This is a genomic window from Streptomyces sp. SAI-135, assembly GCF_029893805.1.
In the GTDB taxonomy this organism is placed as follows: Bacteria; Actinomycetota; Actinomycetes; order Streptomycetales; family Streptomycetaceae; genus Streptomyces.
This window is the reverse complement of sequence record NZ_JARXYP010000002.1, coordinates 2,729,595-2,752,814: the sequence shown is the minus strand read 5'-3', so window position 1 is coordinate 2,752,814 and position 23,220 is coordinate 2,729,595. Positions and strand designations below refer to the sequence as shown.

Genomic DNA, 23,220 nt, shown 5'->3' with positions numbered 1-23,220 from the left:
ACGGGGCGCGGGGTACCGCGCGGGCAACCCCCGCCGGCCCGCGGTCCGCGAACTACCGCTTAGGGTGCTCTTCGTAACGGATCACACACGGGAGGCTCACATGGCGACATGGACCTGGCGATTCGAGAAGGCCGACGGCGCGGAGACCGAGCCAGCCGTAGAGCCGGAGGAGTTCACCACCCAGGGCGACGCCGAGTCCTGGCTCGGTGAGTACTGGAAGCCCCTGCTCGCCGGCGGCGCGGAACAGGTGCGCCTGTTCGAGGACGCCACCGAGATCTACGGTCCGATGAGCCTGAAGGCGGCAGAGGAAGCCTGACCGGGCGGGGCGAGGGCCGCGACGGAGCCCTCGCCCGTCCCCCTACTGCTCGCCCAGCGTCACGTCCACCGTCTTCGCGCTGCCGTCCCGGGTGATGGTCACGGAGGTCTTCTGACCCGGCTTGTCGGCGGCCAGCGCCTCGGAGAGCGACGTGATCGTGGTGATCGAGGTGTCACCCAACTGTGTGATGACGTCACCGGGTTCGATGCCGGCCTTGTCCGCGGCGCCGCCGCTCCTGACCTCGACGACCGCCACCCCGGCGGGCTGCATGCTGTCGTCGACGACCGTCCGGCCCGTGATGCCGAGCGCGGCCCGGCCCGAGTCGGTGACCTTGCCGTCCTTGATGATCTGGTCGGCGACCGTCCGCACCATCGACGCGGGGATCGCGAACCCGATCCCGGGCGCCGCGCTGTTCCCGAGGCTGGGGTCGATCGCGGCGAGCGTCGGGATGCCGATGACGCGGCTGTCCAGGTCGACGAGGGCGCCACCGCTGTTGCCCGGGTTGATGGCCGCGGAGGTCTGCACCATGTTCGGGATGGTCACTCCGGCCTCGCCGTCGCCGCCTCCCTCGCTGACGGTCCGTCCGGTCGCCGAGACGATTCCCTGCGTCACGCTGGACGACAGCCCGAGCGGCGATCCCATGGCCAGCACGATCTGCCCGACCCGCACCTTGGCGGAGTCCCCGAAGGCCGCCGCCCGCAGCCCGTCCGGCACTTTGTCCAGCTTGACGACGGCGAGATCCTGCTCGGGGTAGGAGTACACGAGCCTCGCGGTCAGCGGGCTCTCGCTGTTGGCCGTCGTCACCTCGAGGGTCTTCGCGTCCCCGACGACGTGCGCGTTGGTGACGATGTGCCCCTTGCCGTCGTACACCACCCCGGACCCCAGATCGCCGCCGGCCTGGATCTGCACGACGGACGGCAGAACGTCCTTGATCACCTTCTGGTAGTCGCTCTGCAGGTCGCCGCCGTCGGCGGCGGGCGCGACCGCCTGCGCGGCCTGTGCGGTCGACGCCTTCCCGCGCCCGGAGGAACCGGACCCCGAGGAACCGGAGCCGGAGCACCCGGACAGGAGCGCCAGGGAACACACGAGCGCCGCCGACGGCAGCCACAGAGCACGGGTACACGAAGCAGTCATGCCCCGAGTCTCACGGCGGGGCGAACCTGCGGGCCTGCGCTGTTCGCCCGAACGGGCTCAGCCCCGCACCCCGCACAGGTGCAGCAGCGCGGCGACCCCGCGGTACGGATCGGTCCGCCCGGCCCGCTCCTCGCAGGCCAGCAGGGCCTCCACATCGGCCGGCGCCCCGGTGTCGTCGGCCGCCGTGTCCGTGAACACCCGCACCCCGTACCAGGCCTGGAGCGGCGCCCCGATGCCGGCGAGCGTCGCGGTCAGCGTGCTCAGCCGGTCGGCCCGCACATCGAGACCCAGCCGGTTGCGGTACGCGGTGGTGTCGAAGGCGTCCAGCGCGGCCGCCCAGTCCCCGGCCAGCCCCGGCCGCATCGCCAGCGCGTCACCGTTGCGCACGAGCAGCGACAGCAGTCCGCCCGGTGCCAGCATCCGCGCCAGCCCGGCCAGCAGCGGGTCCGGCTCCTCGACGTACATGAGCACGCCGTGGCACAGCACCACGTCGAAGCTGCCCGGCAGGAAGTGCACCCCGGTGTCCCGGCCGTCGCCCTCGATGATCCGCATCCGCTCCCGGATGCCCTCGGGCTCGGCGGACAGGGACTCCCGGGCCGCCGCGAGCATGGTGGAGTCCTGTTCGAGCCCGGTCACCTGATGGCCGGCCCGGGCCAGCCGCAGCGCCTGCGTGCCCTGGCCCATCCCCACGTCGAGCACCCGCAGCCGCTGCCCGACCGGATACCGCCCGACTATCTGCTCGTCGAGCTGCCGGGCCACCAGCTCCTGTCGTACGACATTCCGCAGCCCGCCCAGCCTTCCCAGCCAGGCATCGGCCGCACCCCCGGAGAAAGACGTCGTACTCAGGGCCGCTCTCCGCGCTTGACCTGCGGCTTCGGCAGCCGGAGGCGACGCATCTGGAGGGAGCGCATGAGGGCGTAGGCGACCGCGCCCTTGCGGTTCTGGTCCGGGAAGCGCTCGGCGAGCCGCTTCTTCAGACGGAAACCGGTGAGGATCGAGTCGAGCACGATGAGCACGATCACGACGAGCCACAGCAGCAGCGCGATGCTCTGGAGCGCGCCCACCTGCACCACGCTCAGCACGAGGATGACCACGGCCATCGGCAGGAAGAACTCCGCCACGTTGAACCGCGCGTCGATGAAGTCGCGGGCGAACTTGCGCACCGGGCCCTTGTCCCGCGCGGGCAGGTACCGCTCGTCCCCGCCGGCCAGTGCCTGGCGCTGCCTCTCCAGCGCCGAGCGGCGCTCCTCGCGCTGACGCCTGGCGGCGTCCTTGCGGGTGAGCGACGTGTTGGCGACGCTGCGGCGCTGGGACTGGGCCTCACTGCGCTTGGGCGTGGGCCGGCCCTTGGGGGCCTGCGGGTCGCGGGGCTGCTTGGAGTCGGTCAGCTGCGCCTTGTCGGCGACGGCGGCCTTCTCTTCCTTGGTGGCACGGCTACGGAACACAAAACCCAAGGGTAAGGGGTGTCCGGGGTTGGACCCCAGCCCCCTGGGGAACGATCCGGCAACACCAGTCGTCATCAAGGGGGACAGAGGGGACGTCCGGTGACGGGTCGCTCACCCTGAAGGTCACCTACTCCTTACGCCGGAGCAAGGGAATCGTCAGTCGTCCTTGGGGATGAGCGCATCCGTCCCGGAACAGTGCGTCAATGGATGCAGGGCCCGTACTGTGGGTTCTGTCGCAGAGCTGGAGCTGGAAGTCCGTCAGAAGGGGGCGCGCGAAGCCCATGAGCGGTGTCATGAAGCGTATGGGGATGATCTTCCGCGCGAAGGCGAACAAGGCCCTTGACCGGGCCGAGGACCCGCGCGAAACCCTCGATTACTCGTACCAGAAGCAGCTGGAGCTGCTCCAGAAGGTGCGCCGGGGCGTGGCCGACGTGGCCACCTCCCGCAAGCGCCTGGAACTCCAGCTGAACCAGCTGCAGTCGCAGTCCTCGAAGCTGGAGGACCAGGGCCGCAAGGCGCTCGCGCTCGGCCGTGAGGACCTCGCCCGTGAGGCGCTGTCCCGCCGTGCCGCGCTCCAGCAGCAGGTGACCGACCTGGAGACCCAGCACTCGACGTTGCAGGGCGAGGAGGAGAAGCTCACCCTTGCGGCCCAGCGCCTCCAGGCCAAGGTGGACGCCTTCCGGACCAAGAAGGAGACCATCAAGGCGACCTACACCGCGGCCCAGGCACAGACCCGGATCGGCGAGGCCTTCTCCGGCATCTCGGAGGAGATGGGCGACGTGGGCCTGGCGATTCAGCGGGCCGAGGACAAGACCGCCCAGCTCCAGGCCCGGGCCGGCGCGATCGACGAACTGCTTGCCTCCGGTGCTCTCGACGACCAGTCCGGCATGCACAAGGACGACATCCAGGCCGAGCTGGACCGGCTCTCCGGTGGTACGGATGTAGAGCTGGAACTGCAGCGCATGAAGGCGGAGCTGGCGGGCGGCTCGCCCCAGCAGGCCATCGAGGGCGGCACCGGCCAGTCGCAGTCCCAGCAGCCGCAGGACACTCCACGCTTCGACAAGCAGTAGGGCCCACGCCGAGGAGGGCGACATGATCGTACGGATCATGGGGGAGGGGCAGGTGAGGCTGGCCGACAGCCACCTCGCCGACCTGAACAAGCTGGACGACGAACTGCTGGCCGAGATGGAGAAGGGCGACGGCCCGGGCTTCCGCCGCACCCTCCAGGCCCTCCTCGCCCGCGTCCGGGAACTGGGCGTACCGCTCCCGGACGACTCCCTGGAACCCTCCGAACTGATCCTGCCGTCCTCGGACGCGACCCTGGAGGAGGTCCGGGACCTCCTCAGCGACGACGGACTGATCCCGGGCTGACGGCAGCACCTTTCGACGCCGGTCAGGGCAATCCGGCCCGTCCGGCGCGTGAGGACGAGGCCCAGGGGCTGGTCGCCGCCCTCGGCCGGTGGCCGGTCCTGGGGGCCGTCCTGGTGACGCTCGCCGCCCTGGTGAAGGCGCCGGCCGCCCTGGGGTTCGCCGCGATCGTCGTGCTCCGCGTCCGGGCCGGCGACCGTCCGGCGAGAGCCGTCCTGACGGCCGCTGTCACGGTCACGACCGGGGTCCGGGGTGCAGCCCCCAGGGAGGCGCGCCGGGCGACACGGGCGCCGGGCGCCACGCCGGTGCCTTCCTCCCCCACTGCGACACAACGGACCGGCGGCCGGAAACATCCAGGTGGCCCCCGTTCCGTCCCCGGCAGGGCCCCCGTACTGTTCAAGCGTGAGCCGCCCCCTCGACCGCGCCCGGCACCATCTCAAGGCGCACCCCCTGGCACTGGACGCCGTCCTCGCGGCGGGCGTCCTCGCCTGCATGGTGGCCGGCTCCTTCGTCCAGCCCCATGACAAGGACGCCGTCAGCTGGAGCATCCGGACCCCGGAGCCGCTCAGCCTCGTCCTCATGGCCCTCGCCGCCCTCGCCCTGGTCTTCCGCCGCCGCGCCCCCCTCACCGTCCTCGCCCTCACCGGCACCGCCGCCGTCATCGAGTCCGTCACCGGCGACCCCCGCGCGCCCGTCGCCATGGCCGCCGTGATCGCCCTCTACACGGTCGCCTCCACCACCGACCGCCCCACCACCTGGCGCGTCGGCCTGCTCACCATGACCGTGCTCACCGGCGCCGCGATGCTCGCCGGCCCCCTGCCCTGGTACGCCCAGGAGAACCTCGGCATCTTCGCCTGGACCGGCATCGGCGCCACCGCCGGCGACGCCGTCCGCAGCCGCCGCGCCTTCGTCCAGGCCATCAGGGAGCGCGCCGAGAAGGCCGAGCGCACCCGCGAGGAGGAGGCCCGCCGCAGGGTCGCCGAGGAACGCCTGCGCATCGCCCGCGACCTGCACGACGTCGTCGCCCACCACATCGCCCTGGTCAACGTCCAGGCCGGAGTCGCCGCGCACGTCATGGACAAGCGCCCCGACCAGGCCAAGGAAGCCCTGGCGCACGTCCGTGAGGCCAGCCGCTCCGCCCTGGGAGAACTCCGCGCCACCGTCGGCCTGCTGCGGCAGTCCGGCGACCCCGAGGCCCCCACCGAACCCGCCCCCGGCCTCGCACGCCTCGACGAACTCGTCGGCACCTTCCGCAGCGCGGGCCTGCCCGTCGAGGTCGCCCGCGCCGACCACGGCACCACCCTTCCCGCCGCCGTGGACCTGGCCGCCTACCGGGTCATCCAGGAAGCCCTCACCAATGTGCAGAAGCACGCCGGGGCCCAGGCGAAGGCCGAGGTGAGCGTCGTCCGGGTCGGCCCCGACGTGGAGATCACGGTCCTCGACGACGGTGCCGGCCACGACGACGACCCGGACAACGGCGGCGGCCACGGCCTGCTCGGCATGCGTGAACGCGTCACCGCCCTGCGCGGCACCCTCACCACCGGTCCCCGCTACGGAGGCGGTTTCCGCGTCCATGCGATCCTGCCGGTCAAGACCCGCACCGCCGCGAGGGACCAACCGGGGGAGCCCGTATGACGATCCGTGTCCTGCTCGCCGACGACCAGGCACTGCTGCGCAGCGCCTTCCGGGTGCTCGTCGACTCGGAGCCGGACATGGAGGTGGTCGGCGAGGCCTCCGACGGAGCCGAGGCCGTACGGCTGACCAGGCAGGAGCGTGCCGACGTCGTCCTGATGGACATCCGCATGCCCGGCACGGACGGCCTCGCGGCCACCCGCCTGATCAGCGAGGACCCCTCCCTCGCCCATGTCCGCGTGGTCATCCTGACCACCTTCGAGGTCGACGACTACGTCGTGCAGTCCCTGCGCGCCGGTGCCTCCGGCTTCCTCGGCAAGGGCAGCGAGCCCGAGGAACTCCTCAGCGCCATCCGGGTCGCGGCCGGCGGTGAGGCCCTGCTGTCCCCGGCCGCCACGAAGGGGTTGATCGCCCGCTTCCTCGCCCAGGGCGACGCGGACGACGACGCCCCGGTGCACTCCGAACGCCTCGCCGCGCTCACCGTCCGCGAGCGCGAGGTCCTCGTCCAGGTCGCCGGGGGCCACTCCAACGACGAGATCGCCGAACGCCTGGAGGTCAGCCCGCTCACCGTCAAGACCCACGTCAACCGGGCCATGGCCAAGCTCGGCGCCCGCGACCGGGCCCAGCTCGTGGTGATCGCGTACGAATCGGGGCTGGTCAGGCCGAGGGCGGAGTGAGCCCGAGAGGCCGGGGGAATCGCCGGAAAGGAAATCCGCGCGGCGATGTCGAGAACCCGCGCCCCGCTCCGTCCCCGGGGTGAGAGCGGCCAGAATGGTCGCACCGGCACCAGGAGAGACATCATGGCCAAGTACCTGCTGCTCAAGCACTACCGAGGCGCCCCCGCTCCGGCCAACGACGTGCCCATGGAGCAGTGGACGCCGGAGGAGGTCTCCGCGCACGTGCAGTACATGCGGGACTTCGCGGAGCGCCTGGAGAAGACCGGGGAGTACGTCGACGGACAGGCGCTCGCTCCCGAGGGGACGTGGGTGCGGTACGACGGCGAGGGGCGCCCCCCGGTCACCGACGGGCCGTTCGCCGAGACCAAGGACCTCATCGCCGGCTGGATGGTGATCGACGTCGACAGCTACGAGCGGGCCCTCGAACTGGCCGGGGAACTGTCGGCCGCCCCCGGCGCCGGCGGGAAGCCGATCCACGAGTGGCTGGAGCTGCGCCCGTTCTACGCCGCGTCGCCCACCGCCACGGACGACTGCCATGCCGGTGGATGAGGCGCTGCTCAGACGCCTCACGCCGGGTGTGCTGACCGTCCTCGTCCGCCGCGGAGCAGACTTCGCGGCGGCCGAGGACGCCGTCCAGGACGCGCTCGTCGAGGCCGTCCGGGTCTGGCCGGCCGACCCGCCGCGGGACGCCAAGGGCTGGCTGGTCACCGTGGCCTGGCGCAAGTTCCTCGACGCGGCCCGCTCGGACACCGCCCGCCGTCGGCGGGAGGACCGTGTCGAGGAGGAACCGGGGCCCGGCCCCTCGTCCGCCGTGGACGACACGCTCCAGCTGTACTTCCTGTGCGCCCATCCCTCGCTCACCCCGTCCTCCGCGGTCGCCCTCACCCTGCGCGCCGTCGGCGGGCTCACCACCCGCCAGATCGCCCAGGCGTACCTGGTGCCCGAGGCGACGATGGCCCAGCGCATCAGCCGGGCCAAGCGCACCGTCTCCGGCGTCCGCTTCGACCAGCCCGGTGATGTCGCCACCGTGCTGCGCGTGCTCTACCTGGTCTTCAACGAGGGCTACTCGGGCGACGTCGACCTGGCAGCCGAGGCGATCCGGCTCACCCGGCAGCTCGCCGCTGCCGTCGACCACCCCGAGGTCGCGGGGCTGCTCGCGCTCATGCTGCTCCACCACGCCCGCCGCGCCTCCCGCACCGCCCCCGACGGCAGCCTCGTGCCGCTCGCCGAACAGGACCGCACCCGCTGGGACACCGCGGCCATCGCCGAGGGCGTGCGGATCCTCCAGAGCGCCCTCGCCCGTGACCGGCTGGGCGAGTTCCAGGCCCAGGCCGCCATCGCCGCCCTGCACGCCGACGCCCCCACCGCCGAGGAGACCGACTGGGTCCAGATCGTCGAGTGGTACGACGAACTCGCCGGCCTCACCGACAGCCCCGTCGTCCGCCTCAACCGGGCGGTCGCCGTGGGCGAGGCCGACGGCCCCAGCGCGGGGCTCGCCGCCCTGGCCGCGGTCGAGGACACGCTGCCCCGGCACGCCGCCGCCGCGGCCTACCTCCACGAACGCGCCGGTGATCCGGCGACCGCCGCCCGCCTGTACGCCGAGGCCGCCCGCAAGGCCCCCAACCTCGCCGAACGCGACTACCTGACCCGCCAGGCGGCCCGGCTCAACTCCCGTTCACGGCACTGACGTCACGGCCCGGGATCTTCCCGGGCCGGGGCCGGACACCCCCGTTGCCTATGCTGGGCCCTCGGACTGCCGCACGGGGGAAGGGGATGCGGACGTGCCGCTGCACAAGGACGACCCGAAATCGGTCGGCGGGTACAAGCTGGTCGACCGGCTCGGGGCCGGGGGAATGGGCATCGTCTACCGGGGCCGATCACGCTCCGGGCGCGAGGTCGCGGTCAAGGTCGTGCACGCCCAGTACGCCGAGGACCCCGTCTTCCGCACCCGCTTCCGCCAGGAGATCGAGGCCGTCCGCAAGGTGAGCGGTGCCTTCACCGCCCCGGTCGTGGACGCCGACCCGGACGCGGCACGGCCGTGGATGGCCACCCAGTACGTCCCCGGCCGCTCGCTCGCCGACCGGATCTCCGAGCTCGGCCCGCTGCGGGAGACCGAACTGCGGCGCCTGGCACTGGGGTTGGTGGAGGCCCTGCGGGACATCCACCGGGCCGGTGTCGTGCACCGCGACCTCAAGCCCGCCAACGTCCTGATGGCCGGCGACGGCCCCCGCGTCATCGACTTCGGCATCTCCCGGGCGGCGGAGAACAATTCCCTCACCGAGACCGGCCAGATGATCGGCACCCCGCCCTTCATGTCCCCGGAACAGCTCACCGACGCCCGCACGGTCGGCCCGCCCTCCGACATCTTCGCCCTGGGGGCGCTGCTGGTGTACACCCTCACGGGCCGGGGGCCGTTCGACGCGGACAGCCCCTACCTCACGGCGTACCAGGTGGTCCACGACGAACCCGTCCTGGACGGCGTGGGCGAGGAGCTGCGGGCGGTCCTGAAGCGCTGTCTGGCCAAGGAGGCCGCGGACCGGCCCGGACTGGACGAGGTGGCCCGGGAGTTCGCCCGGGTGCTGCCCGAGGAGGCGGCCGAGGGCCCCCCGACGGTGACCTCGCGCGGCGAGCCGGCGGACCCCTCGGACACCGGGGCCCCCGGCCCGGAGCCGGCCACCTCGCCCGGCCGCCGGCACCGGCTGCGCCCGCTGTGGGCGGTGACCGCGGCGATCGGCGTGCTGGCCGTCGGGCTGACGGCATATCTGCTGAGCGGCCCCGGGCGGGCCGACAGCGACGGCGGGGGCGGCACGGTCCAGGCGGAGGGCGCCGCCGCGCGCGGGACGGAGCTGCCCACCGGCTGGCAGCCCTGGCGGACCACGGTGTACGCCAGTGCCGAGCACGGCCCGAAGAAGGGCATCACCCTCCTGGACGGGGACGACGGCCCGGAGTGCCAGACGTACGAGGGTGCCGTGTACTGCGCGGGCGACGCGGTGATGCCCGTACGCATCGACGGTGCCACCGGACGGGTCGACTGGCGTACCGAGGGGACGCCGTCCCTTCCGATGAAGAGGTCGCACTTCTTCTGGCTCCTCGGTGTCGCGGACGACGTCATGCTGGTCAAGCAGCAGTACCAGCCCGAGGGCGGCGACCTCGTGACCTCGGTCGTCGCCCTCGACACCGGGACGGGGAAACAGCTCTGGCACCGCACGGTGGACCTCGAGTCGACCCATGTGTTCGTCTCCGGCGACCTGGTGCTCGTCCCGGACATCGGCCGCGGATCGCTGACCGCGCGTGCGGTACGTACCGGCGCGCAGCGCTGGACGGCGCCGCTTCCGGCGGGGATGCAGTGCGACCCCGCGCACACGAACGTGGGCCTCTACCTGGAGTGCGTCCCCGGCATGACGGCCGCCAAGGAGATCCTGCTGCTGGGCTTCGACCGCTCCGACGGCTCGGTGCGGCGCCTGAAGGTGCCCCCCCACTCGACCCTCGTCGGCACGTACGACGGCCGCCTGCTCTACCTCGAGGCCGCCGAGGAGGTGCCGGGGCACCTGAGCACCAGTACGAAGGGTCCCTTCGCCCGGATCCGGCTGGTCGACCCGGACACCGGTGCCGCCACGACGACGGAGCTGGCGAAGGACTTCGAGGGCACCGCAACGACGGCGGACGGCACCCTGTGGTTCACCGGCACCTCCGGCCGGGTGACCGCCGTGTCGGTGCGCACCGGCAAGCAGCTGTGGCAGACCCCGACCGCTCTGGAGCAGCCCGGCGGTGTCACCCCCGCCCCCGGCGCCCGCGTGGTCCATCTGTCCAGTGCCGGCGGCCGGGTCGCGGCCCTGGACGCCGACAAGGGCACGCTGCTGTGGGAGACCCTGCCACGCGCCAAGTGGGTGAACTCGCGAAGCGAGCTGCCGCCCCAGGTGCTGCTCGACAAGGGCGCCCTGGTCGTCACCACACCGTCCGGCGACGTCTTCACCCTCGACCCCGCCCACCCCGAGCGGACCTCCGCGTCGGGGTGAGCGGGTACGGGTGCGGTGCTACGGCAGTGCCAGCATCCGCTCCAGGGCCAGCTTGGCGAACGCCTCGGTCTCCTTGTCGACCTCGATCCGGTTGACCAGCTTGCCCTCGGCCAGGGACTCCAGGGTCCAGACCAGGTGGGGCAGGTCGATGCGGTTCATGGTCGAGCAGAAGCAGACCGTCTTGTCGAGGAAGACGATCTCCTTGCCCTCGGGGGCGAAACGGTTCGCGAGGCGCCGTACGAGATTGAGCTCCGTGCCGATGGCCCACTTCGAGCCGGCCGGGGCCGCCTCCAGCGCCTTGATGATGTACTCCGTCGAGCCGACGTAGTCCGCCGCGGCCACGACCTCGTGCTTGCACTCGGGGTGCACCAGCACGTTCACCCCGGGGATGCGGGCGCGGACGTCCTCCACCGACTCCAGCGAGAAGCGGCCGTGCACCGAGCAGTGGCCGCGCCACAGGATCATCTTGGCGTCCCGCAGCTGCTCGGCGGTCAGACCGCCGTTCGGCTTGTGCGGGTTGTAGACGACACAGTCCTCCAGGGACATGCCCATGTCCCGCACCGCGGTGTTGCGGCCGAGGTGCTGGTCGGGAAGGAAGAGGACCTTCTCCCCTTGCTCGAAGGCCCACTCCAGGGCGCGCTTGGCGTTGGACGACGTGCAGATCAGGCCGCCGTGCTTGCCCGTGAACGCCTTGATGTCCGCGGAGGAGTTCATGTACGACACCGGCACGACCTGCTCGGCCACGCCGGCCTCGGTGAGCACGTCCCAGCACTCGGCGACCTGCTCGGCCGTCGCCATGTCGGCCATCGAGCAGCCGGCGGCGAGGTCGGGCAGGACCACCTTCTGGTCGTCGGACGTGAGGATGTCCGCGGACTCGGCCATGAAGTGCACACCGCAGAACACGATGTACTCGGCCTCCGGGCGCGCGGCCGCGTCCCGGGCCAGCTTGAAGGAGTCGCCCGTGACGTCGGCGAACTGGATGACCTCGTCACGCTGGTAGTGGTGGCCGAGGACGAACACCTTGTCGCCGAGCTTCTCCTTGGCCGCGCGGGCGCGCTCGACCAGGTCGGGGTCGGACGGCGAGGGCAGATCGCCGGGACACTCGACGCCCCGCTCGCTCCTCGGGTCGGCCTCGCGGCCGAGCAGCAACAGGGCGAGCGGAGTCGGCTGTACGTCGAGCTCCGTGGTCTGGGCGGTGGTCACGACACGCACCCTTTCTACTTTTCGTCGAACTGACGTTATCTATCATAACCCGGTTCACGTCACTTTGACGATGGTCATTGCGTCGATGTGACGTGAATCCCGAAGAACGGCGGATGAGCCGTTTTCCGCTCCCCGTCGCGTGTGCGAGCATGAAGAAGGCGCCGAAAAACCGGCGTCCGGCCCGGAATGAATCCGCGGCCTTGCCGGTTGCACCAGTCGGCAAGCAGTCTCCGTACAACCCGGGAGAGATGTAGATGTCCGTATCGGACGAGACCGGCACCGTCACCGACGGCATCATCCTGTCCGACGCCGCCGCGGCGAAGGTCAAGGCCCTGCTCGACCAGGAAGGCCGTGACGACCTGGCCCTGCGCGTCGCCGTTCAGCCCGGCGGCTGCTCCGGCCTGCGTTACCAGCTCTTCTTCGACGAGCGTTCGCTCGACGGCGACGTGGTCAAGGACTTCGGCGGCGTCAAGGTCGTCACCGACCGCATGAGCGCCCCGTACCTGGGCGGCGCGTCCATCGACTTCGTGGACACCATCGAGAAGCAGGGCTTCACGATCGACAACCCGAACGCGACCGGCTCCTGCGCCTGCGGCGACTCCTTCAGCTGAGCCCGGAGTTCGCACCGGTCCTGAGCGACAAGAAGGCGGCGGCCCCCTTGACGGGGGCCGCCGCCTTCTCGTGTCCGGGAGCTACCGGGCCCCGGAGGTCTCCGGCAGCCGTGCCCCCGCCTTCTTCAGCGGGATGTCCCGGCCGTCCGAGCCCACGACCGTGCGGTCGCCGAGCGGCTCGTCGAGCGGCACCGTCTTCTGCATCTCCTTGGCGATCATGATGCAGACCTTGTCCGGCCACGGCGTGTAGGTCACCGTGACCTTCACCTCGTCCGCGCTCTCGCTCGCCGCCGCGGCGTAGTCCCCGCACACCCCGCCCGTGAAGCTCACGGTCAGCTCGTCGCCCTCGGCCGTGTAGCCGTCCACCTCGACGTCACGCGTCTTCGGCGCGGAGGTCGGCCGGTCGGAGGGCGCGGTGGGAGAGGCGGACGCGGTCGGCGTCGCGGTCCGCGGAGAGGCCAGGTTTTTCGGGTCCACGGCCGGGTAGGTCACCGTGAAGGCGTCCGCGGCGCCCGTCGCCCGCACCTCGAACAGCCAGGACGGCACGAGCGCCGGCCGGCCGTCCACGAAGTGCGAGGCCAGCCCGAACACCGCCTTCTCCACGGTGAGCGCGCTCCTCGCCCCACTCGCCGTCGACTCCCCGCAGGGCGCCTCCAGCCGGTCCTTCAGCGGTACGGGGCTGGCGCAGCCGCCGATGCCCATGCGGTGGTCGACCACGGGCACCTTGTTCAGCAGGCCCAGCGTCTTCTCGGCACTCAGCACGGGATACGTGTCGCTCTTCACCGGCGCCTTCATCTGGCCGGTGCCGCCGACCACCTCACCCTGCCCGTTCACGGTGACGCCGGTCGCCCAGCCGTACGTGGGCAGTCCGCCCACGACCGGATCGGCGTTCACGATCCGCTGGGCGCCCATGGCCTGGCTCGCGTCCTGCTTCGCGGTGCCCTGGCCCAGCGCCTTCAGCACCGGCGCGGCGGCCTTCTCCGCGACCGCCTCGCTCACCGGACGGCCGCTGGGGGCCCCGCACACGGTGGCGCTCTTGCAGTCGTCGATCACGGGGGAGTAGCGCTGGAAGGTCCACGCGCCCGGCGCCTGCCGGTTCACCTGGAGACTCGGCCCCGAGCCGTCCTTGGCCCCGATCCGCCAGACCTGCCCCTGCGCCACCGGCGTCCCCTCGACCCCGAGTGCCTGGGCCAGCCGCGTCACCTCGTCCTCGGTGACCTGGCCCCGCACTCGGTAGACGGGCGCCGAGCCGGGCCCGTCCGGGAGGCTGCCGTCGACACGGTAGGTCGCGCCGTACGGATTCGGCTCCCCCGGCGCGATCCCGTTGCCCGAGCCACCGCTCACGCCGTAGCCGTCGAGCGCGAGAGGCGGCGGAGTGCCGTCACCGGACGTTCCGGAGGTCGTACCGCCACCGGACCCCCCGGCAGTGCTGGTGGCGAGGTACGCCCCACCGCCACCGACGACCAGCACGGCGGCGGCCACGGCGGCGATGACGACGGGGGAGCGGTGCCGGGCCGCCGGGCGGGGGCCGCCGTCCTCCTCCTGCCGGGGGACCTCGGAGTCGGGGAGCTCGTCGCGCTCGGACGGGGCGTCAGCGGAGGCGGGGGAGGCCGGGGAGTCGTCCGTGTCGGCGTCGGCGACTCCCTGGGCGTGCCCGCCCGAACCTTCCCCGGCGACTTCCTCGGTGTGCCCCTCCGAGCCCTCCTCGGCACCGGAGACCTCGGCACCCCGCTCCTCCGCGGCACTCGCCTCACCGGCGGCTTCACCGGCACCATGCGCTTTTGCGGCGCTCGCGTCCCCGCCGCCGGAGGCCTCGCCGGGGTCGTTGTTGTCGGGTCGCTCGGTGTTCACCGCATCGCTCCTTCTGCTGCGCAACTGTCCCTCGACCCTGACCCGACCCTGTCAAAAAAGTCGGCCGACGGGTCGTATCCCGCATCCCCTTTCCGGGGGACGGCGATGGGACGCAGCGGGGGAGCGCGCGGTTCCCTCGAACGCGCCGACGCACGCGCCGTGACTCGGCCGCGTGGCTCAGTCGCCGTACTCCGACATCGCCTCCAGCAGCCGGGCGGACCCCTCGGGGACCGTCACACCGTGGATGAGGGAGGGAGAGACCGGCAGCGCGACGATCCGGTCGGGAACCGCCCAGTGCGGGGCCATCCGGGCACAGTCGCCCCGCAGCGAGGCGAGGTCCCCGTCCAGGTCGGCCGGGACGGACGCGTACAGCTCAAGGTTCGTCATGACGGAACCGTATGCACGCCGGAGGCTGTGAAGAAAGATCTACTATCGGGTAGTTTTACCTGCTTCATCGCGCCGTCGGTCGCCTCGCAGTACTCCATACGGACCGGATAGCGTTAACCGTCAACACGCCCTCCCGTCTCCCGCCACCACCCTTCCAACGAGCGCTATCGCGCCCCCCTTCATTTCTCTGGAGAGCCTCGCCGTGCGTATCGCAGTCACCGGCTCCATCGCCACCGACCACCTCATGACCTTCCCCGGCCGCTTCGCCGACCAGTTCGTCGCGGACCAGCTGCACACGGTCTCGCTCTCCTTCCTGGTCGACAACCTCGACGTCCGCAGGGGAGGTGTGGGGGCGAACATCGCCTTCGGCATGGGTCAGCTCGGCACCGAGCCGATCCTCGTCGGCGCCGCGGGCTTCGACTTCGACGAGTACCGCGCCTGGCTGGACCGGCACGGCGTCGACACCGCGTCCGTCCGGATCTCCGAGACCCTGCACACCGCCCGCTTCGTGTGCACCACCGACGCCGACCACAACCAGATCGGCTCCTTCTACACGGGCGCGATGAGCGAGGCCCGCCAGATCGAGCTCAAGACGGTCGCCGACCGCGTGGACGGCCTCGACCTCGTCCTCATCGGCGCCGACGACCCCGAGGCGATGCTCCGCCACACCGAGGAGTGCCGGTCCCGGAACATCCCGTTCGCCGCGGACTTCTCCCAGCAGATCGCCCGTATGAACGGCGACGAGATCCGGATCCTGCTGGAAGGCGCCACCTACCTCTTCTCCAACGAGTACGAGAAGGGGCTCATCGAGTCCAAGACGGGCTGGTCCGACGAGGAGATCCTCGCGAAGGTCGGCCACCGGGTCACCACGCTCGGGGCGCAGGGCGTGCGGATCGACCGCGTCGGCGAGGAGCCGATCGTCGTGGGCTGCCCGGAGGAGGAGCGCAAGGCCGACCCCACGGGCGTCGGTGACGCGTTCCGCGCCGGCTTCCTGTCCGGGCTCGCCTGGGGCGTGTCCCTGGAGCGGGCGGCCCAGGTGGGCTGCATGCTGGCCACGCTCGTCATCGAGACCGTGGGGACCCAGGAGTACCGGCTGCGCCGGGGCCACTTCATGGAGCGCTTCACCAAGGCGTACGGCGACGAGGCCGCCGAAGAGGTCCGTACGCACCTCAAGTGACCGGCTAGGAGACCCGGCGGACCACGTAAGCGGAACCCCGGTCCGCCGGCTCCTCGCCCACGTACTCCTGCTCCCGCATCTCGCACCAGGCGGGAATGTCCAGGCGGGCCGCCTCGTCGTCCGACAGGACCCGGACGGTCCCGCCCACCGGCACGTCACCGATCACCTTCGCCAGTTCGATGACCGGGATCGGGCAGCGCTTGCCCAGGGCGTCCACGACGAGGGCGTCCTCGTGGACCGCGGTCGTCGGCGCGGGGGCTCCCAGCTTCTCCCGTACGGCCGCCACCGCCCCCGGCAGCACCTCCAGGAACCGGTCGACCTCCTCGGAGACCGCCCCGAACGGCAACGACACCCGCACATTCCCCTCACTCAGCACGCCCATCGCCTTCAGCACATGGCTCGGCGTCAGCGTGCTGCTCGTGCAGGACGACCCGGAGGAAACGGAGAAACCCGCCCGGTCCAGCTCGTGCAGCAGGGTCTCCCCGTCGACATAGAGACAGGAGAAGGTCACGATCCCCGGCAGCCGCCGCTCCGGATCCCCGACCATCTCGACGTCCGCGACCAGCTCCGGAACCCGTGCCCGGATCCGCGCCGTCAGCTCCCGCAGCCGTGCCGCCTCCTGGGCCGACTCGGCCCGCACCGCCCGCAGCGAGGCCGCCGCCGCGACGATCGCCGGCAGGTTCTCGAAGCCCGGTGCCCGCCCCGACTCCCGCTCGTCGGCCGGTCCTCGGGGCGAGAACCGGACACCTTTCCGGACGGCGAGCAGGCCGACCCCCGACGGGCCACCCCATTTGTGCGCGCTCGCGGTCAGCAGGGACCACTCGCCCTCGACCGGCCCCCACCCGAGCGACTGCGCCGCGTCCACCAGCAACGGCACCCCGGCCTCCCGGCACACCGCGGCCACCGCGGCCACCGGCTGCACGGTCCCCACCTCGTGGTTGGCCGACTGGAGACACGCCAGGGCGGTGTCGGGGCGCAGGGCATCGCCGTAGGACTGCGCACGGACAGCCCCCGTGCGGTCCACGGGCACCTCGGTCATCTCGAACAACTCCGCCGAATGCAGTACCGAGGAGTGTTCGACCGCTGACACGATCAGGTGACGTCCGACCCGCCGACGCCCGCCCATCACCCCGGCGATCCCACTGTGCACGGCCCGCGTCCCGGACGAGGTGAATGTCAGCTCGTCAGGACGACACCCCACGGCTTCGGCGGCAGCCTCCCGGGCGGCGTCCAGCAGCATGCGAGCCCGCCTCCCCTCCCGGTAGAGACGCGAGGGATCGGCCCACCCTTCATCCAATGAGGCCAACAGGGCCTGACGAGCTACGGGATGGAGCGGAGCACTGGAAGCAGCGTCGAAGTAAGACACACGCCAACGCTAACTCCCCAGGGGCGCGGGGCTGTATCCATAGCGGCTCCGCCGCGGGGCGCGACCAGCCACAACGCACCTGCGGCCGCCAAACCAGCGAACCCCCGACCCAGTAGGCCCCCCTCCCGCTGAACCCCCGGAGGGCGTCGGCTAGGGTTTGGTCCGCATAAACATCCAAACCCCTGCCCGACGCAGGGCGGCGACCGACCACCGAAGCAGGCAGGCCGCAGCCAACCGCGCGGGCGAGACTCTCGGGAAGGCGCTACGTGAGTCCCAACGGCTCCGACCGCTCGCCGCGGCGCCCGATGCGGCGGAAGCTGCTGCAGGCAATGACCGCGGGCCTGGTCCTGGCGACCGCCACCGGTTGCACATACAAGGACTTCCCCCGCCTTGGTATGCCCACCCCGACCACGGAAGAGGCTCCGCGGATCCTCTCCCTGTGGCAGGGCTCCTGGGCTGCCGCGCTCGCCGTCGGCGTGCTGGTGTGGGGTCTGATCATCTGGAGCGCCATCTTCCACCGGCGCAGCCGCACCAAGGTCGAGGTACCTCCGCAGACCCGGTACAACATGCCCATCGAGGCGCTGTACACGGTGGTTCCGCTCGTCATCGTCTCGGTCCTCTTCTACTTCACGGCCCGCGACGAGTCGAAGCTGCTCAGCCTCAAGAAGCAGCCCGACGTCACCATCAACGTCGTCGGCTACCAGTGGAGCTGGGCCTTCAACTACGTCGCGCCCGTCGCGGGTTCCACGGGCGACGCGAAGACGGACAAGAACCTGGACGCGATTCCGACCCGGTTCAAGGACGACTTCCCGGCGAACGCGGGCGGTGTCTACGACTTCGGGACGCCGGCCACGCGGAACCCGCAGACCGGCAACCCCGGCCCGACCCTCTGGCTCCCCAAGGGCAAGACGGTCCGCTTCGTCCTCACCTCGCGTGACGTCATCCACTCCTTCTGGGTGGTGCCGTTCCTGATGAAGCAGGACGTCATCCCGGGCCACACCAACGCCTTCGAGGTGACCCCCAACAAGGAGGGCACCTTCCTCGGCAAGTGCGCCGAGCTCTGCGGCGTCGACCACTCCCGGATGCTGTTCAACGTGAAGGTCGTCTCCCCCGAGCGCTACGAGCAGCACCTCAAGGACCTCGCGAAGAAGGGGCAGACCGGTTACGTTCCCGCGGGCATCGAGCAGACCGCCCATGAGAAGGACCGGGAGACGACGAACCTGTGAGCATCCTCAACGAACCCCAGGGTGCCGCGGCAGCAGGGTCCCACTACACGGACGAGCTGCCGGTCCGGCGCCAGAACCGCGGCAGTGTGGTCATCAAGTGGCTCACCACCACTGACCACAAGACGATCGGGACGCTGTACCTGGTCACGTCGTTCGCGTTCTTCCTGATCGGCGGCGTGATGGCGCTCTTCATGCGCGCCGAGCTGGCCCGGCCGGGTCTGCAGATCATGTCGAACGAGCAGTTCAACCAGGCGTTCACGATGCACGGCACGATCATGCTGCTGATGTTCGCGACGCCGCTGTTCGCCGGCTTCACCAACTGGATCATGCCGCTGCAGATCGGCGCGCCCGACGTGGCGTTCCCGCGGCTGAACATGTTCGCCTACTGGCTCTACCTGTTCGGCTCGACGATCGCGGTGGGCGGCTTCCTGACCCCGCAGGGCGCGGCCGACTTCGGCTGGTTCGCCTACTCCCCGCTGTCGGACGCGGTCCGCAGCCCGGGCGTCGGCGCCGACCTGTGGATCATGGGTCTGGCCTTCTCCGGCTTCGGCACGATCCTCGGTGCGGTCAACTTCATCACCACGATCATCTGCATGCGCGCGCCCGGCATGACGATGTTCCGTATGCCGATCTTCGTGTGGAACGTGCTGCTGACCGCGGTGCTGGTCCTGCTCGCCTTCCCCGTCCTCGCCGCCGCGCTGTTCGCGCTGGAGGCGGATCGGAAGTTCGGGGCACACATCTTCGACGCGGCCAACGGCGGAGCGTTGCTCTGGCAGCACCTCTTCTGGTTCTTCGGCCACCCAGAGGTGTACATCATCGCCCTGCCGTTCTTCGGCATCATCTCCGAGGTCATCCCGGTCTTCTCCCGCAAGCCGATGTTCGGCTACATGGGTCTGATCGCGGCGACCATCGCGATCGCGGGTCTGTCCGTGACGGTGTGGGCCCACCACATGTACGTCACCGGCGGTGTGCTCCTGCCGTTCTTCTCCTTCATGACGTTCCTCATCGCCGTACCGACGGGCGTGAAGTTCTTCAACTGGATCGGAACGATGTGGAAGGGGTCCCTGAGTTTCGAGACCCCGATGCTCTGGGCCACCGGCTTCCTGATCACCTTCACCTTCGGTGGTCTGACCGGTGTCATCCTGGCCTCGCCCCCGATGGACTTCCACGTCTCGGACTCGTACTTCGTGGTGGCGCACTTCCACTACGTGGTGTTCGGCACCGTCGTCTTCGCGATGTTCTCCGGCTTCCACTTCTGGTGGCCGAAGTTCACCGGCAAGATGCTCGACGAGCGCCTCGGCAAGATCACGTTCTGGACGCTGTTCATCGGCTTCCACGGCACCTTCCTGGTCCAGCACTGGCTGGGCGCCGAGGGCATGCCGCGTCGTTACGCCGACTACCTGGCGGCCGACGGCTTCACCGCCCTGAACACGATCTCCACGATCAGCTCGTTCGTGCTCGGCCTGTCGATCCTGCCGTTCCTCTACAACGTGTGGAAGACGGCCAAGTACGGCAAGCCGGTCGGCGTCGACGACCCGTGGGGCTACGGCCGCTCGCTCGAGTGGGCGACCTCCTGCCCGCCGCCGCGCCACAACTTCCTCACCCTGCCGCGGATCCGCAGCGAATCCCCGGCGTTCGACCTGCACCACCCGGAGATCGCCGCGCTCGACCAGCTCGAGAACGCCGGTCACGGTGAGAAGGCTCTGGCCGGCAACGGCGGCAAGGAGGCCGGGAAGTGAAGATCCAGGGACGGATGTTCTTCTGGCTGAGCATCTTCATCCTCGCCATGGCGATCGTCTATGGCGTGTGGTCGAAGGAGCCGGCCGGTACCACCGCGCTCTTCCTGGCCTTCGGCCTGTCCATCATGATCGGCTTCTACCTGGGCTTCACGGCCAAGCGGGTGGACGCCGGCGCGCAGGACAACAAGGAGGCCGACGTCGCGGACGACGCCGGCGAGGTCGGGTTCTTCAGCCCGCACAGCTGGCAGCCGCTCGCGCTCGGCTTCGGCGGCGCCCTCGCCTTCCTGTCGGTCGCGATCGGCTGGTGGCTGCTGTACTTCTCGCTGCCGGTGATCCTGGTCGGCCTCTACGGCTGGGTCTTCGAGTACTACCGCGGTGAGAACCGCACGCAGTAGCACGAACCGAGCTCACCAGGAGCCCGGACACTCCGTCAGGAGCGTCCGGGCTCCTGCGTTTGCCGCAATCGGGATCCCTCGTACGAGTCACCCGGCGTGCCGTTCTTGACGTGCGTTCCTAGCGTGAAGTCATGAACCACGCACCGCGTACCCGCACCGTCGTCGGCTGCACGCTGCTGGTGATCGCCCTCGGCGCGAGCGCCGCCGCCTGCGGGTCCGACGGGAACCCGCTGGCAGCCACGCCGTACGACGCCGCGGACCAGATCGCCTTCAACGCGCCCACGGGCGACGGCAAGAAGGCCGACCCCGACAAGCCGCTCGAGGTCACCGCCGATGACGACGACGGCCGCATCACCGACGTCACCGCCACGGACGCCACGGGCCGCCGTGTGGCGGGCGAACTCTCCGCCGACGGCACCCGCTGGCGCAGCACCTCCCCGCTGGCCGCGAACGCCCACTACACGGTCCGGGTGAGCACCGAGGACGAGGACGGCGCCCCGGGCCGCAAGGTCCTGGACTTCGACACCAGCAGACCGCTCGGCAAGAAGCGCCTGAACGTCACCTTCGGTCCCAAGTCGGGCACGTACGGCGTCGGCCAGCCCATCACCGCCAAGCTGGACAGACCCGTCAAGGACAAGGCCCAGCGGGCCGTCGTCGAGCGCGCCCTCAGGGTGGAGTCCGCGCCCGCCGCACCGGGCGCCTGGCACTGGGTGGACGACAAGGAGCTCCACTACCGGCCCAGGGAGTACTGGCCCGCCCACGCCACCATCCGGGTCCGCAGCGACCTGGAGGGCATCAAGATCGGCGACCGGCTCTGGGGCGGCAAGGGCAAGGCCCTGAAGCTGACCACCGGCGACCGGGTGATCGCGGTGACGGACGCCTCGTCACACTCGATGAAGGTCTACAAGAACGGCGAGGTCATCAAGGAGCTCCCGGTCACCACGGGCAAGCCCGGCTTCGACACGCGCAACGGCGTCAAGGTCGTACTGGGCAAGGAGTACTTCGTACGTATGCGCGGCACCAGCATCGGGATCGCCGAAGGCTCCTCGGAGTCGTACGACCTCCCCGTGTACTACGCCACCCGCGTCACCTGGAGCGGCGAGTACGTGCACGCCGCCCCCTGGTCGGTCGGCTCCCAGGGCTACGCCAACGTCAGCCACGGCTGCACCGGCATGAGCACCTCGAACGCCGAGTGGTTCTTCGACACCGTCCGCGAGGGCGACGTCGTCCAGGTCGTCAACTCCGAGGGCGACACGATGGAGCCCTTCGGCAACGGCTTCGGCGACTGGAACGTGGACTGGAAGAAGTGGCGCGAGGGCAGCGCGTTGTTCAAGGGCACACCGGACGCTCCCAGTGCGGACCAGACGGCAAGGCTGCGACCGGAAAGTGTTTAGAGACACGCCAGGGGAGCCCACCTGGGGGCGCGGGGAACTGCGCGACCAGCCACAAGGGGCCCGAAGCCGCCGATGAACCGACGCCCCCGTGCTCCTAGGCGCTCAAGGCCTTCCGGTCCCGCAGCAGAGAAGCCAGCGCCGAGGCGAACTCCACCGGATCCACCGGATGGGTCACCGCCCCCTCCGCCCGGCTCCACGTGGCCAGCCACGCGTCCTGCGGCCGCCCGATCAGCAACAGCACCGGCGGGCAGTCGAACACCTCGTCCTTGATCTGCCGGCACAGGCCCATGCCCCCCATCGGCACGGCCTCCCCGTCCAGGACACAGACGTCGATCCCGCCCTTGTCCAGCTCCTTCAGCACCGCCGCGGGCGTGGCGCACTCCAGGAACTCGACCAACGGAACGTCCGGGGCCGGTCGCCGTCCGGCGGCGAGCCGCACCTGCTCGCGGGTGTTGGAATCGTCGCTGTAGACCAGCACCGTGGCGGTCGGCTGCATTGTTCCTCCGTGACGTCAGCGTCGTAAGGACAGGCCCGTTGGGCCGGATGCTACTCCCTTGAACACCACGTCAACACCGGTACGGACCAGCAAGACACTCCGAACGGCACCCCCCGGGGTGAGGGCGGGATAAGCGACCGACATAATGTCGGTCGTGGCGACAGCAACGACAGAGACAACCGGGCACGCGCACCCGTCGGTCAACCGACCGAACCTCACCAGCGTCGGAACCATCATCTGGCTGAGTTCCGAGCTGATGTTCTTCGCGGCCCTCTTCGCGATGTACTTCACCCTGCGATCGGTGACGGGTCCTGATCACTGGAAGGAAATGGCGCACGCCCTGAACTTCCCGTTCTCGGCGACCAACACCACGATCCTGGTGCTCTCCTCCCTCACCTGCCAGCTCGGCGTCTTCGCCGCCGAGCGCGGTGACGTGAAGAAGCTCCGGGGCTGGTTCATCATCACCTTCATCATGGGCGCGATCTTCATCGGCGGTCAGATCTACGAGTACACGGAGCTGGTGAAGAAGGACGGGCTCTCGCTCTCCTCCGACCCGTACGGCTCGGTGTTCTACCTGACCACCGGCTTCCACGGCATGCACGTGACGGGCGGCCTCATCGCGTTCCTGTTCGTTCTCGGGCGTACCTACGCGGCCAAGAGGTTCACCCACGAGCAGGCGACCGCGGCCATCGTCGTGTCCTACTACTGGCACTTCGTCGACGTGGTCTGGATCGGCCTCTTCGCCACGATCTACATGATCAAGTAGCCGGGCCCGCTCCCGACATCG

23 protein-coding genes are annotated in these 23,220 nt (G+C 70.6%); 15 read left to right on the top strand and 8 right to left on the bottom strand.

Annotated elements, in window-relative coordinates:
- Nucleotides 1-100 precede the first annotated feature (100 nt).
- Nucleotides 101-316, top strand: coding sequence for a hypothetical protein (locus M2163_RS16955; protein WP_037719591.1), 216 nt, complete (start codon nt 101-103; stop codon nt 314-316).
- A 42-nt stretch (nt 317-358) separates the two neighbouring features.
- Here M2163_RS16955 and M2163_RS16950 read toward each other — a convergent pair whose 3' ends face one another.
- The 3 genes from M2163_RS16950 to M2163_RS16940 all read right to left on the bottom strand — a co-directional run bounded on the left by M2163_RS16950 (nt 359) and on the right by M2163_RS16940 (nt 2,970).
- Nucleotides 359-1,450, bottom strand: a complete 1,092-nt coding sequence (locus M2163_RS16950) for a trypsin-like peptidase domain-containing protein (protein ID WP_280851943.1) — start codon at nt 1,448-1,450, stop codon at nt 359-361.
- 57 nt (nt 1,451-1,507) lie between these two features.
- Complete coding sequence (locus M2163_RS16945; protein WP_280851944.1) at nt 1,508-2,209, bottom strand: methyltransferase domain-containing protein; 702 nt, start codon at nt 2,207-2,209, stop codon at nt 1,508-1,510.
- 83 nt (nt 2,210-2,292) lie between these two features.
- The gene (locus tag M2163_RS16940) at nt 2,293-2,970 is read right to left on the bottom strand and encodes a DUF3043 domain-containing protein (RefSeq protein WP_280851945.1); all 678 of its coding nucleotides are present in this window, start codon (nt 2,968-2,970) and stop codon (nt 2,293-2,295) included.
- A gap of 218 nt (nt 2,971-3,188) precedes the next feature.
- Here M2163_RS16940 and M2163_RS16935 point away from each other — a divergent pair, with 218 nt between their 5' ends.
- From M2163_RS16935 to M2163_RS16905, 7 genes are all read left to right on the top strand, one after another.
- A complete protein-coding gene (locus tag M2163_RS16935; protein ID WP_280851946.1) occupies nt 3,189-3,965 on the top strand; it encodes a PspA/IM30 family protein in 777 nt (258 codons plus the stop codon).
- Nucleotides 3,966-3,987: 22 nt separating this feature from the next.
- Entirely contained in the window at nt 3,988-4,266 is a 279-nt protein-coding gene (locus tag M2163_RS16930; protein WP_280851947.1) for a hypothetical protein, read from the top strand.
- A 399-nt stretch (nt 4,267-4,665) separates the two neighbouring features.
- On the top strand, nt 4,666-5,898 hold the full coding sequence (locus M2163_RS16925; protein ID WP_280894349.1) for a sensor histidine kinase: 1,233 nt from the start codon (nt 4,666-4,668) through the stop codon (nt 5,896-5,898).
- Nucleotides 5,895-6,572, top strand: a complete 678-nt coding sequence (locus M2163_RS16920) for a response regulator transcription factor (protein ID WP_280851949.1) — start codon at nt 5,895-5,897, stop codon at nt 6,570-6,572. Before M2163_RS16925 ends, M2163_RS16920 begins: the two co-directional genes overlap by 4 nt.
- A gap of 123 nt (nt 6,573-6,695) precedes the next feature.
- Nucleotides 6,696-7,121, top strand: a complete 426-nt coding sequence (locus tag M2163_RS16915; RefSeq protein ID WP_280851950.1) for a YciI family protein — start codon at nt 6,696-6,698, stop codon at nt 7,119-7,121.
- Nucleotides 7,114-8,259: a DUF6596 domain-containing protein gene (locus M2163_RS16910; protein ID WP_280897268.1), complete on the top strand. Its 1,146-nt coding sequence runs from the start codon at nt 7,114-7,116 to the stop codon at nt 8,257-8,259. Before M2163_RS16915 ends, M2163_RS16910 begins: the two co-directional genes overlap by 8 nt.
- Before the next feature lie 94 nt (nt 8,260-8,353).
- The gene (locus M2163_RS16905; RefSeq protein WP_280894348.1) at nt 8,354-10,588 is read left to right on the top strand and encodes a serine/threonine-protein kinase; all 2,235 of its coding nucleotides are present in this window, start codon (nt 8,354-8,356) and stop codon (nt 10,586-10,588) included.
- A gap of 18 nt (nt 10,589-10,606) precedes the next feature.
- On the opposite strand, the gene nadA is transcribed toward M2163_RS16905, so the two are convergent.
- Complete coding sequence (gene nadA / locus M2163_RS16900) at nt 10,607-11,791, bottom strand: quinolinate synthase NadA (protein ID WP_280851952.1); 1,185 nt, start codon at nt 11,789-11,791, stop codon at nt 10,607-10,609.
- 254 nt (nt 11,792-12,045) lie between these two features.
- Here nadA and M2163_RS16895 point away from each other — a divergent pair, with 254 nt between their 5' ends.
- Entirely contained in the window at nt 12,046-12,402 is a 357-nt protein-coding gene (locus M2163_RS16895) for an iron-sulfur cluster assembly accessory protein (RefSeq protein WP_020137379.1), read from the top strand.
- Nucleotides 12,403-12,483: 81 nt separating this feature from the next.
- Here the strand turns inward: M2163_RS16895 and M2163_RS16890 are convergent, their stop codons facing one another.
- Together M2163_RS16890 and M2163_RS16885 are read right to left on the bottom strand one after the other, a co-directional pair.
- Nucleotides 12,484-14,253: a hypothetical protein gene (locus tag M2163_RS16890; RefSeq protein ID WP_280894347.1), complete on the bottom strand. Its 1,770-nt coding sequence runs from the start codon at nt 14,251-14,253 to the stop codon at nt 12,484-12,486.
- Nucleotides 14,254-14,430: 177 nt separating this feature from the next.
- On the bottom strand, nt 14,431-14,640 hold the full coding sequence (locus tag M2163_RS16885; RefSeq protein ID WP_280851954.1) for a hypothetical protein: 210 nt from the start codon (nt 14,638-14,640) through the stop codon (nt 14,431-14,433).
- Between the two features lie 202 nt (nt 14,641-14,842).
- Between M2163_RS16885 and M2163_RS16880 the strand changes: the two genes are divergently transcribed.
- On the top strand, nt 14,843-15,817 hold the full coding sequence (locus M2163_RS16880) for a carbohydrate kinase family protein (protein ID WP_280851955.1): 975 nt from the start codon (nt 14,843-14,845) through the stop codon (nt 15,815-15,817).
- Between the two features lie 4 nt (nt 15,818-15,821).
- Here the strand turns inward: M2163_RS16880 and M2163_RS16875 are convergent, their stop codons facing one another.
- Nucleotides 15,822-17,183, bottom strand: a complete 1,362-nt coding sequence (locus tag M2163_RS16875) for a cysteine desulfurase/sulfurtransferase TusA family protein (RefSeq protein ID WP_280894346.1) — start codon at nt 17,181-17,183, stop codon at nt 15,822-15,824.
- Nucleotides 17,184-17,449: 266 nt separating this feature from the next.
- Here M2163_RS16875 and coxB point away from each other — a divergent pair, with 266 nt between their 5' ends.
- The 4 genes from coxB (at nt 17,450) to M2163_RS16855 (ending at nt 21,937) form a co-directional block, all read left to right on the top strand.
- Nucleotides 17,450-18,409: a cytochrome c oxidase subunit II gene (gene coxB / locus M2163_RS16870; protein ID WP_280851957.1), complete on the top strand. Its 960-nt coding sequence runs from the start codon at nt 17,450-17,452 to the stop codon at nt 18,407-18,409.
- Nucleotides 18,406-20,148 carry a cytochrome c oxidase subunit I gene (ctaD, locus tag M2163_RS16865; RefSeq protein WP_280851958.1) on the top strand — a complete coding sequence of 581 codons (1,743 nt, stop codon included), beginning with the start codon at nt 18,406-18,408 and terminating at the stop codon, nt 20,146-20,148. The genes coxB and ctaD overlap by 4 nt, the downstream gene beginning before the upstream one ends.
- Nucleotides 20,145-20,543, top strand: a complete 399-nt coding sequence (locus M2163_RS16860; protein WP_031058197.1) for a cytochrome c oxidase subunit 4 — start codon at nt 20,145-20,147, stop codon at nt 20,541-20,543. Before ctaD ends, M2163_RS16860 begins: the two co-directional genes overlap by 4 nt.
- Before the next feature lie 131 nt (nt 20,544-20,674).
- Nucleotides 20,675-21,937, top strand: a complete 1,263-nt coding sequence (locus M2163_RS16855; protein WP_280851959.1) for an Ig-like domain-containing protein — start codon at nt 20,675-20,677, stop codon at nt 21,935-21,937.
- A gap of 94 nt (nt 21,938-22,031) precedes the next feature.
- Here M2163_RS16855 and M2163_RS16850 read toward each other — a convergent pair whose 3' ends face one another.
- The gene (locus M2163_RS16850) at nt 22,032-22,433 is read right to left on the bottom strand and encodes a response regulator transcription factor (RefSeq protein ID WP_031058202.1); all 402 of its coding nucleotides are present in this window, start codon (nt 22,431-22,433) and stop codon (nt 22,032-22,034) included.
- A 145-nt stretch (nt 22,434-22,578) separates the two neighbouring features.
- Between M2163_RS16850 and M2163_RS16845 the strand changes: the two genes are divergently transcribed.
- Nucleotides 22,579-23,199: a heme-copper oxidase subunit III gene (locus M2163_RS16845; protein WP_280851960.1), complete on the top strand. Its 621-nt coding sequence runs from the start codon at nt 22,579-22,581 to the stop codon at nt 23,197-23,199.
- Nucleotides 23,200-23,220: the final 21 nt, after the last annotated feature.

What these genes read in the sequence shown, in the direction of transcription:
- M2163_RS16955 (WP_037719591.1), top strand. Translation starts at nt 101, where the DNA reads ATGGCGACATGGACCTGGCGATTCGAGAAGGCCGACGGCGCGGAGACC.
- M2163_RS16950 (WP_280851943.1), bottom strand. Translation starts at nt 1,450, where the DNA reads ATGACTGCTTCGTGTACCCGTGCTCTGTGGCTGCCGTCGGCGGCGCTC.
- M2163_RS16940 (WP_280851945.1), bottom strand. Translation starts at nt 2,970, where the DNA reads ATGACGACTGGTGTTGCCGGATCGTTCCCCAGGGGGCTGGGGTCCAAC.
- M2163_RS16935 (WP_280851946.1), top strand. Translation starts at nt 3,189, where the DNA reads ATGAAGCGTATGGGGATGATCTTCCGCGCGAAGGCGAACAAGGCCCTT.
- M2163_RS16930 (WP_280851947.1), top strand. Translation starts at nt 3,988, where the DNA reads ATGATCGTACGGATCATGGGGGAGGGGCAGGTGAGGCTGGCCGACAGC.
- M2163_RS16920 (WP_280851949.1), top strand. Translation starts at nt 5,895, where the DNA reads ATGACGATCCGTGTCCTGCTCGCCGACGACCAGGCACTGCTGCGCAGC.
- M2163_RS16915 (WP_280851950.1), top strand. Translation starts at nt 6,696, where the DNA reads ATGGCCAAGTACCTGCTGCTCAAGCACTACCGAGGCGCCCCCGCTCCG.
- M2163_RS16895 (WP_020137379.1), top strand. Translation starts at nt 12,046, where the DNA reads ATGTCCGTATCGGACGAGACCGGCACCGTCACCGACGGCATCATCCTG.
- M2163_RS16885 (WP_280851954.1), bottom strand. Translation starts at nt 14,640, where the DNA reads ATGACGAACCTTGAGCTGTACGCGTCCGTCCCGGCCGACCTGGACGGG.
- M2163_RS16855 (WP_280851959.1), top strand. Translation starts at nt 20,675, where the DNA reads ATGAACCACGCACCGCGTACCCGCACCGTCGTCGGCTGCACGCTGCTG.
- M2163_RS16850 (WP_031058202.1), bottom strand. Translation starts at nt 22,433, where the DNA reads ATGCAGCCGACCGCCACGGTGCTGGTCTACAGCGACGATTCCAACACC.
- M2163_RS16845 (WP_280851960.1), top strand. Translation starts at nt 22,579, where the DNA reads ATGTCGGTCGTGGCGACAGCAACGACAGAGACAACCGGGCACGCGCAC.